Here is a 17,565-nt window from a genome sequence, read left to right on the forward strand (position 1 = left end):
CCAAAAGCGGGCCTTCCTACCGGAGGGCCCGCTTTTGCGTGCGCGTGTCCTGGCTCCCGCGCAGCACCAGCGCGGCGATCACGCCGCCCACGGCCCCGAACAGATGGGCCTGCCAGGATACGCCCAGCGCAGTGGGGAAAAGCCCCCAGAGGATCGAACCGTAGACCAGGAACAACACTGCACTGAGCAGGATCTGCGCAATGTTCCGGTTGTAGAAGCCGCGGACCATCAGGTACGCAAACAGGCCGAACACCACACCGGAAACGCCCACTGTCAGTCCGCTGCCGAAAAGCCAGACGCCAAGTCCGGAGGCAAGCCAGGAAATGGCCAGTACGGCCGCGTACCGGCGCACTCCTTCCAGCAGGACCAGGAAGGAGAACACGATCAGGGGCACGGTGTTGCCCAGAAGGTGGGACAGTCCGGCATGGAGCAGCGGAGCGAAAACCACCCCGTCAATGCCTTCCAACTGCCGCGGAAGGATGCCCAGCAGCGGAAACAGGACCGGGGCGAACACCGCCGTCAGCAGGTATACCACCCACAGGATTCCGGCAAACCCTACGGACACGGCCAGCGCAGTTTTTGCCCGCTGCGCCAGCAGCGGCTTATCCATGGATGACAACGGGCTGGAAGCCGTCGGCCCGGAGGTTCTTCAGCACTAGTTCACAGTGCTCATGGCCCTTGGTTTCCATGTTGATGGTGATGGCCACATCTCCCATGCTGATGGATCCTCCTACCCTCGTGTGGTCCACCCCGGTGACGTTCGCATCCGATTCAGCGATGATCCGCGAGATGGTTGCCAGGGATCCCGGGCGGTCATCCAGCAGGATGCGCACCACCAGGAAACGTCCGGCGGCGGCCAGGCCCCGCTGGATGACCTTCAGCATCAGCATCGGGTCGATATTGCCGCCGGAGAGGATCACGGCCGTGGTGCCGGGGTTCTCGATCTTCCCGTCCATCAGGGCAGCCACCCCCACCGCGCCGGCGGGTTCCACGACCATCTTGGCACGCTCCAGCAGGAAAATCAGTGCCCTCGCCAGGGAATCCTCGCTGACGGTCACAACATCGTCAACCAGTTCTCGGATGATCGAGAAGGGCAGCTGGCCGGGGCGTCCGACGGCGATGCCGTCGGCAATCGTGGAGACCCGGGTCAGCGGCACCAAGGCATCGGCTGCCAGGGACGGCGGGTAGGCCGCCGCGTTTTCCGCCTGCACCCCGATGATCCGGATATCCCGGCCCAACTCTCTGGCCCGCGCCTTGAGGGCAACAGCGACCCCGGCCAGCAGCCCTCCGCCGCCGACCCCCATCAGCACCGTGTCCAGGTCCGGGATCTGGTCCAGTAGTTCCAGACCGATCGTCCCCTGCCCTGCCACGACGTCCACGTTGTCGAACGGGTGCACGAAAACGGCACCGGTTGCGTCGGCGTACCGCTGGGCTTCCGCGAGGGCCTCGTCCACGGTGTGCCCGTGCAGGATGACCTCCGCGCCGTGCCCCTGGGTCGCGGCCAGCTTGGGCAGCGCTACGCCAACCGGCATGTAGATCCGGGCGGAGATGCCCAGCCGGGCGGCCGCGACCGCCACACCCTGTGCGTGGTTGCCTGCAGAAGCCGCAACCACACCCCGGGCCTTTTCGGAGGGGGAAAGTTTGGCCATGCGCACATATGCCCCCCGCACCTTGAAGGAACCGGCGCGCTGGAGGTTTTCGCATTTGAAGTACACCGGTGAACCGGTTTCGCGCGCCAGCGCCCGGGACATTTCCACCGGGGTGTGCGCAATGACGCCGTCAAGCAGCTTCGCGGCCGCCTGGATATCGTCGAGGGTTACGGGAAGGTTCGGCAAGTCGGTCAAGGTTTGGGGTCTTCCTCTGTGTCCGTCGCATCAGCGTTTTTCTTTTCCGGGGTGTTTTCTCCGGATGCCTCCTGGCTGCTTCCTTCCCGGAGGGGTTCAGGCTCATCATCCGTCCCCACCTCCGGGTCGGGTTCCCGCACCCGGTCCCCGAAGACTCTGTCCTCACGGACGCCAGGGTCGGTTTCCCAGCCGCGGCGGGCGATATACCGCACCATGGTGTTCAGAATCGCCAACAGCGGCACGGAGAACAGCGCACCCGGAATACCGGCGGCCAGCGTTCCGCCGGTCACGGCAAGGATCACGGCGAGCGGATGCAGGGACACTGCCCGGCCCATGATGAGCGGCTGCAGGATATGGGACTCAAGCTGCTGGACCACCAGGACGATGCCCAGCATAAACAGGGCGTTGACCCACCCGTTGGCCACGAGTGCCAGAAGGACTGCTACAAAACCGGTCAGGAAGGCACCGATCAGCGGGACGAAGGAGCCCAGGAAAACGAGCACCGAGAGAGGCAACGCCAGCGGCACTCCGATGAGGGCCGCTCCCCCGCCGATGCCGATGGCGTCAATGAGTGCCACCACCACCTGGACGCGGACGTAGTTCACCATGGATTCCCAGCCGTGGATCCCGGCTCCGTACGCGGCGGGCCGGGCCCGCCGGGGAAGCAGGCCGGCGGTGAACCGCCAGATCCTGCGTCCGTCGAGAAGGAAGAACACCAGTGCAAACAGCGTCAGCAGAATGCCGGCCGCGAAGTGGCCCGCGCTGCTGCCAACGCTCAGGGCGCCGGAGAGGATGTTGGCTGAATTCTGCTGCAGGGCGGTGGTTGCTTCGTCGAACAGCGAGTCCATCTGCCCGGCACTGATGTTCAGCGGGCCGGAGGACAGCCAGTCCTGGACCTGACGGACCCCTTCCTGGGTTTCCCCCCACAAGTCCCGGAACCCCAGTGCGAGCTGCCGCCCGACCAGCGCCAGCGCTGCGGTGATGAGCCCCAGGAACGCCACGATGGTGACGGCTACCGACAATCCGCCCGGAAGCCTGTTGCGGCGCAGCCAGTTCGAGACCGGGGACAGCAGGCCCGCCAGCAGGGCAGCAATCATCAGCGGGATGATGAGGAGCGAGAAGTGGCTGAGAATCCAGATCAGTCCGGCTCCCACAATGAGGACAACACCCAGGCGCCATGCCCATGCGGCAGAGACGCGGAGGGCGAACGGGACATCATCTCCGTTCCGGACCGGGGCCGCCGCAGCCGCCTGCAGCACACGGGGCGCCGAGGAACGGTGTGCGTGGGGTTTCATTGGGCCATCTTTCCACACGGGAGCGAGCCGGGAGCGGACTTTACGCACCTAATCTCCGCTGTTACAGGTCCGGTGGCCGGCGGTTCCGAGTTCGGCAAGGACTCCCCATTCGGCGGTGAAGGTGTCACCCGGTTCGAGCCACACCAGGCCTTCTCCGGAGTTCAGGGCGTTGGCCGGTGCCGTCATCGGTTCAAGCGCCACCGCCCGGGGCTGTCCGGGATATTTGTCGGTGACGAATACGTGAACGTATGCGCATTCCCGTCCGGACCACAGGCTCACCGACCGGCCGTCCGGCGCCGTCAGGGTGTGGCGGTAGACGCCGTCGTCGGTCAGTTCAAGATCCGTGTACGCGCTGTCCAGCTCCAGGTCGCCCACGCGGGCGCCGTGGCGCAGGTCCGTGGCCCCGGAAACCGGCTGGCGGCCGTTGGGAATCAGCCGCTCATCGACGGTCAGCACAGTCCGGCCCGCCACCGTGAGGGTGAGCTCTTCGGTTGGCACGTCGCCCAGCCGCAGGAACGGATGGGCGCCCAGGGCAACCGGGGCAGCTTCTCCCCCGACATTCGTCAGGCTCTGCCGTACCCGCAGTCCGCCGGCTTCCCCCAGGCTGTAGCCGGCGCGGTGGAGCAGGTGGAACGGATAGCCGTGCTGGGGGAAAACCTCTGCCTGCAGCACAACGGAGCCGGGTTCCCGGTCCTGGAGGGTGTACCCGGTGTTACGCAGCAGTCCGTGGCTGGCATGCCCGCGGGACGGTTCGGTGATGTCCAGCTGCTGGGGTTTCCCGGCGAGCATCCACCGGCCGTCGGCCACGCGGTTGGGCCAGGGAGCCAGAAGGATACCGCTGGCGGACGGCGGAATGCTGCCGTCCGGGTAGGTCTGGACGAGATCGACGCCGTCCACGGCATACCGCCGCAGGCTCCCGCCGAGGGAGCCGATAACGGCGCGGGCGCTGCCCCTGCTGATCTCATATTGAGCACCGGTAGCGGGTACCGGTTCCGTTTGATCCATGCCCTCAAGGTTACCTGCGGAGGCCGCTGATTACTCGTCGAAGTGAGTAGTTACGCGGTCACTCACGGCGGCGACAACACCGGCGGCAACATTGCGGATTTTGATGTTGCGCGTGTTGGAGACGCTCCGCAGGATGTCGATGGCAGCCTGCTGGCTGCAGCCGTTCTGTCCCATAATGATTCCCGCTGCCAGGTCCACCACTGTGCGTGATTCCAACGCAGCCTGCAGGTTGGCGGCCCGGTGTGCCCGTGCGTCCAGCAGCAGTGCGAGGCGCAGCACTTTCCCCGATTCGGCAGCGAGTCCCTGCGCACGTTCGGTTTCCGTCGCTCCGAAATGGCCCGGCTGAACGGCATAGCAGCTGAGCACTCCCCGGTTGCCGTGCAGCGGCAGCCCCAGCACGGCCGCGGACCGGACCCCTGCCGTTTCGCTGCCGGGCCAGTGCTGTCCGGAACTCAGGTCCCGGATCACGACGTCGGGTCCCCCGCCGAGCACGGTGGCACCGGGACTGCCGGCCCCGTAGTCGATGTCCTGCGGCGGGACGGACAAGTTTTTGCTGCGTGCGCAGAGCAGGGGTCTGCGGATGCGTTCCAAGGTGATTGAGCAGCCGCCGGGTGCCGCCAGGGCGAGATGTGCGGCGGAGATCTCCGCGGCGGCGGCAAGGAAACCTTCCACCTCGGGTTCCAGGAGCAGCGCGTCGAGGAGTTCCTCGTAGACGCTTTGCCGGGCATATTCGGCCACTGAAGACTCCTTATCCAGCCCGGCGCATGTCACGGCAGTAAATGACACCACGCACCCGGCTGCTCCCCATACGGAGATTGCCCTCCGCGTCGCCCATGCTAAGTCCGGGAAGTCGGGGCTGCCCAGAGTACCTGTCTCATTGACGCTGCCAGCGCCTCGAATTGGCAACCCTGGGTGCCCCCGGACGGCGGAAGGACCGCAGGCGCGGTGCCTGCGGTCCTTCCGCTCCAGCCGGTTCTCCGGCCTGCCTGCGCCGTACGTTTAGTCGTCGCCGCGCAGGATGGCCAGCAGGCGGATGATTTCCACGTACAGCCAGACCAGCGTGACGGTGAGGCCGAACGCAGCGGTCCAGGAGTAGCGCTCGGGTGCGCCGGCCTTCACGCCCTGCTCAATGGAGGTGAAGTCCATGACCAGGGAGAACGCTGCCAGGCCGATGGCCAGCACGCCGATGAAGACGCCCATCGGAATACCGAACAGTTCCACGCCGCGAAGACCCCACGGATCCTGCACGCCGCCGAAGATCATCAGGCCCACGTTGATCAGCGAGAAGACGGCATAGCCGATGATCGCGATCATGAAGAAACGCACTGCCTTGGGAGTTGCCCGCACCTTGCCGCTGCGGAACAGCACCAGGGTTACGGCAAAGACGGCCAGGGTGCCCAGCACCGCCTGCAGGCCGACTCCCGGGTACATGGCATCGAGGACGGCGGTCAGGCCGCCGAGGAACATGCCCTCAAGGAACGCGTAGGCCAGGATCAGGCCCGGAACCGGTTCCCGCTTGAAGGAGTTCACCAGGCCCAGCACAAAGCCGCCGAGCGCGCCCAGAATCATCAGGCCGGTAGCCATGCCGGGCAGTACAAATACGGGAACCGCTGCGCCCACCAGCACGGCGGCGAGGCAGAAGACCGTCTTCATGATGACGTCGTCGTACGTCATCCGGCCCATATCCGAGGCCTTGGCCGAGGGTGCCGAGTAGAGATCCTGCAGCTGCTGGGGCGTCATGTAGTTGTTATCCGTCGCCACCGACCCGCGGGCTGCGGCGCCCTGGGTCTGCGAACGGAAGTTCTTTCCGTTGAATACCGGATTTCCGCCAAGTGCCATTGAAATATGTCCTCCATCTGGGGGGCTGTTTCAGCCCAGCCTACCAATGCAAACGAACGGATGCTGCGGCAGATTCCCGCCGAGACAGCGGATCCGGTAACGGTTTGGTACAGAACAGCTGCACCGGGACCTGCAGCCTTGCCTCCCCGGCAACAAAGTCGTTACCCGATCGCGACATTCGGGCAGAGGGAAACGTCACTGCCGGAAACAATCAGTGGGTAGCATGTTCCCCAATCGGTGACCTGTGTCACATCTACCCGTCTGCTAGCACCGGACCCACGGTGCCGCAGCCCTGCGTGGAGGTTTTGGAATTTGCTAAGAACATCGGCGCTGACCCGGTATCTGGGGATGCTGGCGGCGGTGGTAGCGATGTTCGCTGCCCTGCTGCTTGCTTCCCCTGCCGCTTCCGCAACAACAACCACGCCGTCGGACGGAGCCTCGGCCCCAGCATCCGGTACCGCCGCCACGGACGGCGCCGAATTTGCCGACCGCATCAGCGGGGTCGTCCGGAACCAGGGAACACCCATCGAAGGGGTGAAGATCACTGCCACCGGCAACGGCTACGAGGGCGAAGTGGTCACCGGGGCCAACGGATCCTGGTCCATCGGAGTCCCGGAACAGGGCGCGTACGAGGTGGAGCTGGACGAGTCCACCCTCCCCGACGGCGTCGAGCTGGCAGAGGGCCAGCAGAACCCGCGCACGGTGACCTTTGCGGGCACGACCAACATCACTACGCTGTTCCTGCTTGGCGAGGGCATCGTGTTGCAGGAGGACAGCTTCATCTCGCTGCTCACCGAACGCGCAGTGGCTGGCCTGAGCTTCGGCCTGCTGCTGGCGCTGAGCGCCGTCGGCCTCTCACTGATCTTCGGCACCACCGGGCTGACCAACTTTGCCCACGGTGAAATGGTGACCCTGGGTGCCGTACTGGCCTTCGGGTTCGCAGCGCTGGGGCTGCCGGTCTGGGTGGCTCTTCCGCTCGCCGTCGCGGGCGGCGCCGCGTTCGGCTACGTACAGGACGCCGGGATCTGGAAACCGCTGCGGCGGCGCGGCACCGGACTGGTCCCCATGATGATCGTCAGCATCGGTCTTGCGGTGGCGGTCCGCTACACCGTCCTGTTCTTCTTCGGCGGCGGCACAAAGCAGCTGCCCGGCGCGCAAAGCCCCATCCTGGAGCTGGGCCCCATTTCCATTCCGCGGAACACCCTGGTCTCCCTGATCGTCTCCCTCGCCGTCATCCTGGTGGTGGCCCTGCTGCTGCTGCGCACACGAATCGGCAAGGCCACCCGCGCGGTGGCCGACAACCCTGCCCTGGCCGCAGCATCCGGCATCGACGTGGATGCAGTCATCCGGCTGGTTTGGGTTATCGGAGGGGCCCTGGCGGCCATGGGCGGCATCCTGTGGGCGTACTACCGCCCCGGTGTCTCGTTCAACATGGGCCAGCAGATCCTGTTGCTGATCTTCGCCGGCGTCACGCTCGGCGGGCTCGGCACGGTGTTCGGCGCCCTCATCGGGTCCGTCCTGGTGGGTCTTTTCGTGGAAATCTCCACCCTTTGGCTGGAGGCGGACCTCAAATACGTGGGCGCCCTGGTCATCATGATTCTTGTCCTGCTGGTCCGGCCGCAGGGACTCCTCGGCCGCCGCGAGCGCATAGGTTAGGGGCTTAGTTCAGATGGATTTCAGCAACATTCTTCTCGGCGCGCTAAACGAGATAATCAGCCCCACCACGGCCGCGTACGCCCTGGCCGCTCTTGGCCTGGCCGTGCACTTCGGTTACACCGGCCTCCTGAACTTCGGCCAGGCCGGCTTCATGGCGATCGGGGCCTACGGCTTCGCCATTCCCATCCTCTCCTTCAACGCCCCGCTGCCGCTGGCCCTGTTGATCGCCCTGCTGAGTTCGGTGGTGTTCGCGGTCATCCTGGGCATACCCACACTGCGCCTGCGGGCCGATTATCTGGCTATCGTCACCATCGCCGCGGCGGAGATCATCCGGTATATCGTGACCACCAATTCCATGACACCGGTGACCGGATCAGCCAACGGGCTGGCCGCCTTCACCGGCAGTTTCTACGCCCTTAACCCGATACCGCAGGGCAACTACAACATGGGTCCCTTCGCCATGAACGAGCGCGACGTATGGATCCGGATCGTCGCCTGGTTCCTGGTCATCGCGGCCTGCGCCCTCGTCTGGCTGCTTATCCGCAGCCCGTGGGGACGCGTGGTGAAGGGAATCCGCGAGGATGAGAACGCAGTGCGGGCCCTGGGCAAGAACGTCTACGCCTACAAGATGCAGGCACTGATCATCGGCGGACTTCTCGGCAGCCTGGCCGGCATCATCTTCACCCTCCCCCGTGACGCCGTGCAGCCGGCCAACTACGGCACGGAACTCACTTTCTACCTGTACACGGCGCTGCTGCTCGGCGGGATGTCCACAGTGCTGGGCCCGGTCATCGGCTCCATGATTTTCTGGGCCATTCTGTCAATCACCCAGGGTGTGCTCTACGGTGCCATTGAATCCGGGTACATCACGTTCATCACCACGTCCCAGGCAGGACAGATCCGCTACATCCTGGTCGGCGTGGCCCTGATGCTGCTGATGATCTTCAGACCCCAGGGCATCCTCGGAAACAAGAAGGAGCTGGCATTCGCATGAGCCACCAGGCAGACGAACCCCAGACGCCGGTCCGGACCGGGGGCGCCCACGCCGCGTCCCCGGCAGGGGCAGCGGCGGAGAGGGACACCGAAGTGCTGCCCGAGGGCGGCGTCAACGAATACATGAGCGACACCCGCCCCATAGCCGTCGGAGACATCGGACCCGGCTGCAGCAAGCGTGATCCCATACTGGTGGCGAAGAACGTCACCCGGACCTACGGCGGCATCAACGCCGTCGACGTCGAACACGTTGAAATCCCGCGCCACAAGATCACGGCCCTGATCGGCCCCAACGGGGCCGGCAAAACCACCCTCTTCAACCTGCTGACCGGTTTCGATACACCGCAGTCCGGTGAGTGGCAGTTCGAGGGAAAGGACCTGGCCGGGGTGTCCGCGTACAAAGTGGCGCGGCTGGGTATGGTGCGTACTTTCCAGCTGACCAAGGTCATGGGCAAGCTCACGGTCATCGAGAACATGCGGCTCGGCGCAGCGTCCCAGCCGGGCGAGTCCCTCTGGCGGGCGCTTCTGCCGCCGCTGTGGCGCACCCGGGAACGTGAAATCACCGAGCAGGCGGATGTCCTGCTGGCGAAGTTCAAGCTGGATACCAAGCGCAGCGACTACGCTGCCTCGCTGTCCGGCGGGCAGCGCAAGCTGCTGGAAATGGCCCGGGCCCTGATGGTCCGGCCCAAGCTCGTGATGCTGGACGAACCGATGGCCGGCGTGAATCCGGCCCTGACCCAGTCCCTGCTGGACCACATCAAGAACCTCAAGGCCGAAGGCATGACCGTCCTGTTCGTCGAACACGACATGCACATGGTCCGGCACATTGCGGACTGGGTGGTGGTGATGGCCGAAGGCAAGGTCGTGGCCGAAGGGCCGCCCGGGGACGTGATGAAGGACCAGGCCGTCATTGACGCCTACCTGGGCGCGCATCACGACGTCGACCTGGCGGATTCCGAAGGCTTCCAGAAACTCGAGGCGGAACTGGAGCACGACGCCGAGTCCTCGGTGGGCACCGAACCTGACGGCGTGGTCGGCAGGCGGATTGACGAACGGAAGGAACAGGCATGACCGGCGAGGCATTCGACGGAGATTCCGTCGTCAAGGTAACCGATCTGGTGGCCGGCTACATCCCGGGGGTGAACATCCTCAACGGCTGCAGCATCGAGGCACGCCGCGGGGAATTGATTGGGATCATCGGGCCCAACGGCGCCGGCAAGTCCACCCTGCTGAAAGCCATGTTCGGGCTGGTGAAGGTGCACTCCGGAACCGTGGTGGTCCGGGGCCAGGACCTCACCGGGCTGAAGGCCAACAAACTGGTAAGCCGCGGCGTGGGCTTCGTTCCGCAGAACAACAATGTCTTCCCTTCCCTGACCATCGAGGAAAACCTGCAGATGGGCGTCTACCAGGCACCCAAGACGTACAAGGACCGGTTCGAGTTCGTTTCCGAGGTTTTCCCCGAACTGCGCAAGCGCCGCGCCCAGCGGGCCGGTTCCCTCTCCGGCGGCGAACGCCAGATGGTCGCCATGGGCCGCGCACTGATGATGGATCCGGCGGTGCTCCTGCTGGATGAGCCCTCCGCGGGCCTCTCCCCCGTCAAGCAGGACGAGGCTTTCCTGCGGGTGCACGAAATCAACCGGGCCGGTGTGTCCGTGATCATGGTGGAGCAGAATGCCCGCCGCTGCCTGCAGATCTGTGACCGCGCCTATGTCCTGGACCAGGGCAAGGACGCCTACACGGGAACAGGACGGGAACTGATGAAGGACCCCAAGGTCATCCAGCTCTATCTGGGCACGCTGGCAGAGACCGCCTGACCGGATTTCCGCTCCGGGACGCGGACGGGACACCCCGGCCGCGTCCCGAATAGTCCGGGGCCCGCCGGCCCGCCCGGTACCGCCAGCAGCACAAAGAAGCCCCCGCCGAATCCGGCGGGGGCTTCTTTGTGGTTGTCAGCTAGAGCTTGCCCGCTTCGGAGCGGCTCGGCTGCGGCACGTTGTCGCCGTCGTACTGGTAGATCCCGATGAAGGCTTCCGTGGGGTCGCCGTTCTCGTCAAAGGTGATCGGTCCGGAGTAGCCGTCGTAGTCAACGTCTCCGCCGTCGCGCAGGATGGTCACGCAGCCGGCGAAGTCGTAGCACTTCTCGCCTTCGCCTGACACGCCCTGCAGTTCGGCGGCAATCGCCTTGCCGTCGGTGCTGCCGGCAGCCTCGGCTGCCAGTGCCAGCAGAGTGACTGCGTCATAGCTTTCACCGGCGTAGGACCAGTCCTTCAGCGCCGGATCAACGGCCAGCAGGGACTCCTTGAAGTTCTCCGAGGCGAAGGTTCCGGGAATGGTTCCCTGTGCCCCTTCGAGGGTTCCGGCGTCCAGGTCCTTGCTGTAGTCCGACGTGTTGCCGTCCACGAAGAACAGCTGGCTGGGGTCAATGCCCTTGGCGGTCAGCAGCGGCACGATGCTCTTGGCCTGGTCGAAGCTGATCACCACAATGGCGTCCGGCTTTGCGGCCACGACCGAGTCAACCTGGCTGCTGAACTGGGAGTCGCCCTCGTTGAACATCTCCTCGGCCACCACCTGGCCGCCGGCTTCTTCAACGGAGGTCTTCACGTTGCTCTGCAGGCCCGTCCCGTAGGCGTCGTTGAGCACGATCATGCCTACCGTCTGTGCGCCGCAGGACATGATGTAGTTGCCCAGGATGCGCCCCTGGAGGACATCCGAGGGAGCCGTACGCCAGTACAGACCGTTGTCATCCCAGGTGGAGAAGTCCGGCGAGGTATTGGCCGGGGAGAACTGGATGACGCCGGCCCCGGTGATGTTGCCGATGACCGTCTTTGACACACCGGATGATGCTGCACCGACAATGGCGCTGACACCCTGGCTAAGCAGGTCGTTGACCGACTGCGTGGCGATGTCTGTGGTGGTGTCACCGGAATCGCGGTGGACCACCTCTACCGGCTTGCCAAGAACTCCGCCGGCCTCATTGATTTCCTCGATGGCTACGTTGACACCGGCAATTTCAGGCGGGCCGAGGTAGGCAAGGGAACCGGTGGTGGGCAGCAGGGAACCAATCTTCAGCGGCGTCTCGGTGGTGCCGGTGGAAGCCGGAACGGCCGCCGGGTCACCCTTCGTACCCGGGTCCTCCCCCGTGCCGCCCTGGCTTTCCGGGCAGGTCAGGACGGACGCAACCGCTTCGGTCTCGTTACCTGAGCCTGAGGTTTCTTCGGCGGACGAGTCCGATCCTCCGCCGCTGCAGCCGCTGGCAAACAGGGCAAGACCCAAACCGAGGGCGGCAATCCTGGCGGTGCGGGCGTAGCCTTCACCCACCCCAAGACGGCCTGCATTTCGTAGTGCAGTCATAAAAGTTATCTCCCCGATCGAAAGGCGGGTGCCTTTGATGCGAATACCAGGTGTTCCTGATTAGAAGAAAAGCTAGTTGAACATTGTGACGAATATAAGAGTTTGGGGTTACAGCCTTGTAACGCTCGTCACATTACGGCTTATCCACCCTTGTCCGTTTGTACGGCGCGGGACTATATGATGGCCGTATTACGTTCTCTTGGGGGAAAAATGCACGTTCCACACCTGGCCACCGCCGTATCCGCGCTTCCGCTGGCAGCCCTGCTGCTGCTTGGTCCGGCAGGCCAGGCGCACGCGCTTGATTGCGGACCCGGCCTGGCCCCGGCGGTGGTGAACGGGGCCGAGGTCTGCGCTCCCACCCAGTACAGTCCCGACAACGCAGCGCCGTCCTACAACCCGGGCGAAAGCTATTACAACCCCGAAACCGGCGAATACCACGAGGCCGTTCCGGCAGTTCCCGTCCCGGCGGAACCGTCCGCCGCACCCGCACCGGTTCCGACCACTGCTGCGCCGGCACCGACCACCGCGCCCGCTCCGGCCCCTGCACCGGCCGGCGGACCGGATGTGGCCCCGGCCCCTGCGGCGACGCCGTCGCCCAGCGCCACGAAAAGCTCAACGCCCACGCCGTCACCTGAGGCGGCGGAAACGGAACGTACCTCGCTGGCCCTGCCGGCCATAGCGGCCGTGGTGATTCTGGGCCTGCTCGCGGGAACGCTGCTGCTCAGGCACCGCAACCGCCGCACGCGCGGCTAGCCGAGCGGGCGCCGGTGCTGCCGGCAGTTCCGGACAGCGGATGGAATCCCTGGACATTTCGCCCGGATACGGTGCAGCGAAATGCCTGCACGGATGGGAAGTACCCCAGGTCGGACTCGAACCGACAACACACCGATTTTAAGTCGGTTGCCTCTGCCAATTGGGCTACTGGGGCGCGGCGTATGCCTTCCCAAGCCTACTGGAAAGCCCGGGACGGCAGGAAACACAACAACGGCGGCCCTCCCGCAGGAGAAGCCGCCGTTCTTGTGTTTTCGCTAAGGAAAAACCGTCAACCTAGGCCTTCGCCGCCGGCTTCTTAGCCGGCGTTGCGGCTTCCTCGAAGCCGCGGCGCGGGTGCTTCAGGTTGCGGATGTCCGTGAGGTCGCGGCCGTAGGCGACATTCAGCAGCCAGCCGGAAACCACGCGGAACTTGCGTTCGAACATCGGCATGGCCAGGCCGTGGTAGCCGCGGTGGGCCAGCCAGGCCGGGAAGCCCTTCATGCCGAAGCCCATGATGTTGGCAACGCCCTTGTACTGGCCCAGGCCGGCAACGGCGCCGAGGCTCTTGTGGTTGTATTCCTCGACGTTGCCGACGCCGTAGCGTGCGGCCATGATGTTCTTGGCCAGCAGCTTGGCCTGGCGGACGGCGTGCTGCGCGTTCGGGACGCAGAAGCCGCCGACGCCGCCGCCGGAGAGATCCGGAACAGCGGAAACGTCGCCGGCAGCCCAGGCGCCGTCGATGGGGCCGTCGTCGCCGGTGATCCGCAGCTCGGGGTTGGCGCGGACGCGGCCGCGCTCGTCGATGGGGAAGTCGGTGCCGCGAACCATGGGGTTGGCCTGCACACCGGCGGTCCAGATGAGCGTATCGGTGCCGAATTCTCCGGCCGGGGACTTATCAGCCATGTTGATCAGCTTCAGCAGGCCGCCTTCGGCGGAGGCCAGCGAGGTGTTCAGCAGCACCTCGATGCTGCGCGCACGCATGCTGGAAACCACCCACTCGGCCTGGTCCGGCTTGACCTCCGGCATGACCCGGCCCATGGCCTCGATCAGCACAAAACGGAGATCTTCCTGGCGGACCCGGTCATTGAGGCGAACCGCGTCGCGGGCCATGTCCTCAAGCTCGGTCAGGGTTTCGATGCCGGCAAAACCGCCGCCGACGACGACGAACGTCAGCGCCCGCTCGCGCTCAGCGCCTGCGGGCATCAGGGATGCGGTTTCAATGCGCTCGAGGACGTGGTTGCGGGTGGCCACGGCTTCTTCGATGCTCTTCATGCCGATGCCGGCCTCGGCGAGGCCCGGGATCGGGAAGGTGCGGGTGATCGAGCCGGCGGCCAGGACAACATCCTGGTAGGGCAGCTCAAACGGCTCGCTGCCGTCGCCCGGTTCAACGGTGGCGGTGCGGGCTGCATGGTTGATGGAAGTGACCTTGCCGGTGATCAGCTCGGTGTTCTTCAAGTGCATGCGGTGGGATACAACGGCGTCGCGGGCCTCAATGGTGCCTGCGGCCACCTCGGGAAGGAACGGCTGGTACGTCATGTACGGCAGCGGGTCCACTACCGTAACGATGCCGCCCTGTGCCTTGACCTTCTTCTGGAGGTCCTTGGCTACATACAGACCGACGTAACCACCGCCGACCACCAGAACGCGGGGACGATCAGAAAACTGTTTGTTCGATGCCATACCCTTCATGCTACCCGAGTTTGTGAAAGTCTTCACGAGCTATCGGGCGCACCTGTTCCGGCGTGTCAGCGGACCCGCGCCTCGTCCAGCTGCCCGGTTTCCGGGCTGCTTCCCGCCGGTGCTTCCGCCGCCTCCCGCTTCCGGACCCGGGCTACATGGACGCTTCCTGCCCCCAGCACCAGAATCAGCAGGGCGCCGAAGCCCAGCACCACGGTGGCGGGCAGGTTATCGCTCTCCACTACCGGTTCAGCGGCCGCGGGCACCGTGGGCTCTGGCAGGTCCGGGACCGTGGGCGCCGGAATATCCGCGGCGCCGGGCGCCTCGGCGACCCGCCGGTGTACTCGGATCCACTCCTCGATGGTGCCCAGGGGGTTGGTGGTCACAGAAGCGACATCCGCATTCACCGCGGCGTTGGCGTCGAGGATGCCGTAACCGTAGATGGTGTCCGTTCCCGGTGCCCCGGCGTCGCGGGCCGTGCTGACGATCCGGTTGACGACGTCGGCAGCGCTCAGCTCCGGATGTGCCGAACGGATCAGTGCAGCGACGCCGGCAACCAGCGGTGCCGCCCCGGAGGTGCCTTCCCAGCGCGCGTACCGCGAGGTGCCCTCCGGCAGTCCGCCGATCAGGTCTTCGGACGGGGCTGCCACTCCGATGCTGATGCCCTCGGAGGAGGAATCGTAGCTGGCTTCACCGTCGCGGTTCAGGCCGGCAACAGTGAGCACGCCTGGAATGGTGGCGGGGGCGCCCACCTGCACCATGCCGACCCCCCGGTTGCCCGCCGCAGCCACAATCACCACGTCGTTTTGTTCGGCATACAGGAAGGCATCGTCCCAGCTTTCCGGCCAGGCGGTGGAGGTGCTGCCCAGGGACATGTTGATGACTTTGGCTCCGCTGTCCACTGCCCAGCGGACGGCGTTGGGGATCTGAGTATCGATCGGGATGCCGCCGGGGTTGGTGCCGCCGATCCAGGCGGACACGGCGAGGATTTCCGCTTCGGGGGCTACCCCGATGATTCCGTCGGGCCGGTCCGCGGCGCCGTCCTTTTTGTCCTCTTTCTTCTCCCCGTCCTTGCCGTCATCCTTGGCGTCGTCATCGGGTTTTTCGTGGCCGCGGCCGGCGAGCAGCGTCGCCACCAGCGTGCCGTGCTCGGGGGTACTGCCCAGTCCCTTGGTGCCCTTCGGGTCACCGGCTCCGGAGACGTCGACGCCGCCGCTCACGGCACCCGCAAGGTCGGGATGGGTGGCATCAACACCGGTGTCGATGACGGCAACCTTCACCCCCGCACCCTTGCTGGTCTTCCATGCCTCGGTAATGCCGTAGTCGGCCAGCCAGTACTGCTTGTCCCGCCATTCGTCGGCGTGCGCCGGCGCAGGAGCCAGGAGGGGAAGCGCCACCGCGGCGCAAAGGGCAGCGGCGGCCAGTCGCAGGCGAGCCGCCGGTCCAAGGGCTTTCGGGGCGGCGTTGATGGTACTCATCCGGCAGCGCTCAGGGCAATGCCGTCAAGAATGTCGTGTTCGCTGGTTACGGCGGACGTGACCCGTCCGTCGGTCAGCTCATCGACCCGGTCAACGATGGTGCGCCAAATCAGGGCGCCGGCACCGATGACGTCCACCCGTCCGGGGTGCATGTAGGGCAGGGCTGCGCGCGCGGCCCGGTCCTGCCGGAGCAGGTCATCGGCTGCCTGGTCAATCTGCTCCCGGGTCAGCTCGGTGCCGTGGATGGCCTCCGCAGAGTACTCGGGCAGGTGAAGCGCGGCGGCTGTGACAGTGGTGATGGTTCCGGCCACGCCCACCAGACGGTCGGCATCGGCCAGCGGCACGGAGGCCAGGGCCTGCGCGATCATATCCAGGATGTCCGCCCGTGCCACCGTGATCTCCGCTTCGGTGGGCGGATCGGAGCGCAGATGGCGTTCCGTGAAACGCACGCAGCCCATGTCGGTGCTTTTGGCCGCGAGCACACCGGTGGAGTCGCCCAGGACGAATTCCGTGCTGCCACCGCCGAGGTCTACCACCAGGGTTTTCGCACCGTTGGTTTCGGTGAAGACGCTGGCGGCTCCGGCGAAGGAGAGCGCGGCTTCCTCGTCGCCGCTGATGACCTCCGGCTCGACGCCGAGGCGGTCGCGGATGCCGTCAATGAACTCTTGCCGGTTCTCGGCATCACGGCTGGCGGAGGTCGCCACAAACCGGATCCGGGCTGCCCCGTGTTCGCGGATCAGTGCCGCGTACTCATCTGCCGCGGCAAAGGTCCGTTCCAGGGCCTCGGGAGCCAGGCGGCCCGTGGCGTCAACGCCCTGCCCCAGCCGGTTCACGCGCATCAGGCGGACCACATCGGTGAGCCGGGCGCTGCCCTGCGCGTCCCGGGTCACGTCTGCGATAAGGAGCCTGATGGAATTCGTGCCGCAGTCCACAGCCGCAACGCGCACTGCGGTACCGTTCTCCCGGTCCTGAGCTGTCACAGTTCCCCCTTGGTTGATGCTGCGTCGGCGGCATCGGCCTGGGCCTCGCCGCCGCGGCGTGCGGCCTTTTTGTCTTCCAGTTCCTCAGGACTCAGGCCCTGGGTTTTCGTATGCCGGCTCAGGTCCCGGTCAGGAGCCGGAGCGGTGGTGTCCCAGGCGCCCTCGCAGTAGCAGCGGTCCCGGGTCCACCATTCGGTGATGGCGGCCAGGGCTTCATCACCCAGCGGATTGACGCCCGGACCGGCAGCCAGCGAATGGCCGACCAGTACGTGCAGGCACTTGACCCGGGTGGGCATCCCGCCGGCCGACACGCCGTCGATCTCCGGAACCGGACCGGTGCCGGTCCGCTCACCTATTTCGTTCCGGACCTGCAGGTAGCTCTCGTGGGCCAGGCGGTAACGCTCCGCCAGCTCCGGGTCCTCTTCCAGCCGACGGGTCATCTCCGTCATCAGGCCGGCAGCTTCAAGCCGCGAAACAGCGGCGGTGATGACCGGGTGCGTCAGGTAGTAGGTGGTGGGGAACGGGATGCCGTTGCTCAGCCGGGGGGCGGTGGTGGCCACCAGCGGGTTGCCGCAGACACAGCGGGCGCCGATTTCGACGACGTCGCGCACCGGCCGGCCGAGCTGCCGGCTCAGCGTTTCCAGGTCTTCCTGGGTGGGGGTGAGCTGGTCCTGGGTCATGCAGGTGGTTCCTT

16 protein-coding genes and 1 tRNA gene are annotated in these 17,565 nt (G+C 65.8%); 5 read left to right on the top strand and 12 right to left on the bottom strand.

Annotated elements, in window-relative coordinates; translation table 11 throughout:
* Nucleotides 1-16: 16 nt before the first annotated feature.
* From AC5RTS_RS02685 to AC5RTS_RS02710, 6 genes are all read right to left on the bottom strand, one after another.
* A complete protein-coding gene (locus tag AC5RTS_RS02685) occupies nucleotides 17-610 on the bottom strand; it encodes a rhomboid family intramembrane serine protease (RefSeq protein WP_493990536.1) in 594 nt (197 codons plus the stop codon).
* Nucleotides 603-1,844, bottom strand: a complete 1,242-nt coding sequence (gene ilvA, locus AC5RTS_RS02690; protein ID WP_493990537.1) for a threonine ammonia-lyase — start codon at nucleotides 1,842-1,844, stop codon at nucleotides 603-605. Before ilvA ends, AC5RTS_RS02685 begins: the two co-directional genes overlap by 8 nt.
* Entirely contained in the window at nucleotides 1,841-3,139 is a 1,299-nt protein-coding gene (locus AC5RTS_RS02695; RefSeq protein WP_493990538.1) for an AI-2E family transporter, read from the bottom strand. The genes ilvA and AC5RTS_RS02695 overlap by 4 nt, the downstream gene beginning before the upstream one ends.
* A 48-nt stretch (nucleotides 3,140-3,187) precedes the next feature.
* A complete protein-coding gene (locus AC5RTS_RS02700) occupies nucleotides 3,188-4,144 on the bottom strand; it encodes an aldose 1-epimerase family protein (RefSeq protein WP_493990539.1) in 957 nt (318 codons plus the stop codon).
* A 30-nt stretch (nucleotides 4,145-4,174) separates the two neighbouring features.
* Nucleotides 4,175-4,882, bottom strand: coding sequence for an ANTAR domain-containing protein (locus tag AC5RTS_RS02705; protein ID WP_493990540.1), 708 nt, complete (start codon nucleotides 4,880-4,882; stop codon nucleotides 4,175-4,177).
* A gap of 261 nt (nucleotides 4,883-5,143) precedes the next feature.
* Entirely contained in the window at nucleotides 5,144-5,983 is an 840-nt protein-coding gene (locus AC5RTS_RS02710; protein WP_493990541.1) for a Bax inhibitor-1/YccA family protein, read from the bottom strand.
* A 348-nt stretch (nucleotides 5,984-6,331) separates the two neighbouring features.
* Between AC5RTS_RS02710 and AC5RTS_RS02715 the strand changes: the two genes are divergently transcribed.
* The 4 genes from AC5RTS_RS02715 (at nucleotide 6,332) to AC5RTS_RS02730 (ending at nucleotide 10,446) form a co-directional block, all read left to right on the top strand.
* Entirely contained in the window at nucleotides 6,332-7,639 is a 1,308-nt protein-coding gene (locus AC5RTS_RS02715) for a branched-chain amino acid ABC transporter permease (protein ID WP_493990956.1), read from the top strand.
* Between the two features lie 13 nt (nucleotides 7,640-7,652).
* A complete protein-coding gene (locus tag AC5RTS_RS02720) occupies nucleotides 7,653-8,633 on the top strand; it encodes a branched-chain amino acid ABC transporter permease (RefSeq protein WP_493990542.1) in 981 nt (326 codons plus the stop codon).
* A gap of 122 nt (nucleotides 8,634-8,755) precedes the next feature.
* Entirely contained in the window at nucleotides 8,756-9,703 is a 948-nt protein-coding gene (locus AC5RTS_RS02725) for an ABC transporter ATP-binding protein (protein ID WP_493990957.1), read from the top strand.
* A complete protein-coding gene (locus AC5RTS_RS02730; protein WP_493990543.1) occupies nucleotides 9,700-10,446 on the top strand; it encodes an ABC transporter ATP-binding protein in 747 nt (248 codons plus the stop codon). Before AC5RTS_RS02725 ends, AC5RTS_RS02730 begins: the two co-directional genes overlap by 4 nt.
* 139 nt (nucleotides 10,447-10,585) lie before the next feature.
* On the opposite strand, the gene AC5RTS_RS02735 is transcribed toward AC5RTS_RS02730, so the two are convergent.
* On the bottom strand, nucleotides 10,586-11,983 hold the full coding sequence (locus tag AC5RTS_RS02735; protein ID WP_493990544.1) for an ABC transporter substrate-binding protein: 1,398 nt from the start codon (nucleotides 11,981-11,983) through the stop codon (nucleotides 10,586-10,588).
* A gap of 210 nt (nucleotides 11,984-12,193) precedes the next feature.
* Here AC5RTS_RS02735 and AC5RTS_RS02740 point away from each other — a divergent pair, with 210 nt between their 5' ends.
* Nucleotides 12,194-12,736, top strand: coding sequence for a hypothetical protein (locus AC5RTS_RS02740; RefSeq protein ID WP_493990545.1), 543 nt, complete (start codon nucleotides 12,194-12,196; stop codon nucleotides 12,734-12,736).
* A gap of 101 nt (nucleotides 12,737-12,837) precedes the next feature.
* Here AC5RTS_RS02740 and AC5RTS_RS02745 read toward each other — a convergent pair.
* From AC5RTS_RS02745 to AC5RTS_RS02765, 5 genes are all read right to left on the bottom strand, one after another.
* Nucleotides 12,838-12,911 (bottom strand) — tRNA-Leu (locus AC5RTS_RS02745).
* Between the two features lie 119 nt (nucleotides 12,912-13,030).
* Complete coding sequence (locus tag AC5RTS_RS02750) at nucleotides 13,031-14,416, bottom strand: NAD(P)/FAD-dependent oxidoreductase (protein WP_493990546.1); 1,386 nt, start codon at nucleotides 14,414-14,416, stop codon at nucleotides 13,031-13,033.
* Nucleotides 14,417-14,481: 65 nt separating this feature from the next.
* Complete coding sequence (locus AC5RTS_RS02755) at nucleotides 14,482-15,891, bottom strand: S8 family serine peptidase (protein WP_493990547.1); 1,410 nt, start codon at nucleotides 15,889-15,891, stop codon at nucleotides 14,482-14,484.
* On the bottom strand, nucleotides 15,888-16,871 hold the full coding sequence (locus AC5RTS_RS02760) for a Ppx/GppA phosphatase family protein (RefSeq protein ID WP_493990548.1): 984 nt from the start codon (nucleotides 16,869-16,871) through the stop codon (nucleotides 15,888-15,890). The genes AC5RTS_RS02755 and AC5RTS_RS02760 overlap by 4 nt, the downstream gene beginning before the upstream one ends.
* Nucleotides 16,868-17,551: a DUF501 domain-containing protein gene (locus tag AC5RTS_RS02765; RefSeq protein WP_493990549.1), complete on the bottom strand. Its 684-nt coding sequence runs from the start codon at nucleotides 17,549-17,551 to the stop codon at nucleotides 16,868-16,870. The genes AC5RTS_RS02760 and AC5RTS_RS02765 overlap by 4 nt, the downstream gene beginning before the upstream one ends.
* Nucleotides 17,552-17,565: the final 14 nt, after the last annotated feature.

The sequence above is a fragment of the Arthrobacter sp. MDT1-49-2 genome (assembly GCF_059090185.1).

What these genes read in the sequence shown, in the direction of transcription:
- AC5RTS_RS02685 (WP_493990536.1), bottom strand. Translation starts at nt 610, where the DNA reads ATGGATAAGCCGCTGCTGGCGCAGCGGGCAAAAACTGCGCTGGCCGTG.
- AC5RTS_RS02695 (WP_493990538.1), bottom strand. Translation starts at nt 3,139, where the DNA reads ATGAAACCCCACGCACACCGTTCCTCGGCGCCCCGTGTGCTGCAGGCG.
- AC5RTS_RS02700 (WP_493990539.1), bottom strand. Translation starts at nt 4,144, where the DNA reads ATGGATCAAACGGAACCGGTACCCGCTACCGGTGCTCAATATGAGATC.
- AC5RTS_RS02710 (WP_493990541.1), bottom strand. Translation starts at nt 5,983, where the DNA reads ATGGCACTTGGCGGAAATCCGGTATTCAACGGAAAGAACTTCCGTTCG.
- AC5RTS_RS02715 (WP_493990956.1), top strand. Translation starts at nt 6,332, where the DNA reads ATGCTGGCGGCGGTGGTAGCGATGTTCGCTGCCCTGCTGCTTGCTTCC.
- AC5RTS_RS02720 (WP_493990542.1), top strand. Translation starts at nt 7,653, where the DNA reads ATGGATTTCAGCAACATTCTTCTCGGCGCGCTAAACGAGATAATCAGC.
- AC5RTS_RS02725 (WP_493990957.1), top strand. Translation starts at nt 8,756, where the DNA reads ATGAGCGACACCCGCCCCATAGCCGTCGGAGACATCGGACCCGGCTGC.
- AC5RTS_RS02730 (WP_493990543.1), top strand. Translation starts at nt 9,700, where the DNA reads ATGACCGGCGAGGCATTCGACGGAGATTCCGTCGTCAAGGTAACCGAT.
- AC5RTS_RS02735 (WP_493990544.1), bottom strand. Translation starts at nt 11,983, where the DNA reads ATGACTGCACTACGAAATGCAGGCCGTCTTGGGGTGGGTGAAGGCTAC.
- AC5RTS_RS02740 (WP_493990545.1), top strand. Translation starts at nt 12,194, where the DNA reads ATGCACGTTCCACACCTGGCCACCGCCGTATCCGCGCTTCCGCTGGCA.
- AC5RTS_RS02750 (WP_493990546.1), bottom strand. Translation starts at nt 14,416, where the DNA reads ATGGCATCGAACAAACAGTTTTCTGATCGTCCCCGCGTTCTGGTGGTC.
- AC5RTS_RS02755 (WP_493990547.1), bottom strand. Translation starts at nt 15,891, where the DNA reads ATGAGTACCATCAACGCCGCCCCGAAAGCCCTTGGACCGGCGGCTCGC.
- AC5RTS_RS02765 (WP_493990549.1), bottom strand. Translation starts at nt 17,551, where the DNA reads ATGACCCAGGACCAGCTCACCCCCACCCAGGAAGACCTGGAAACGCTG.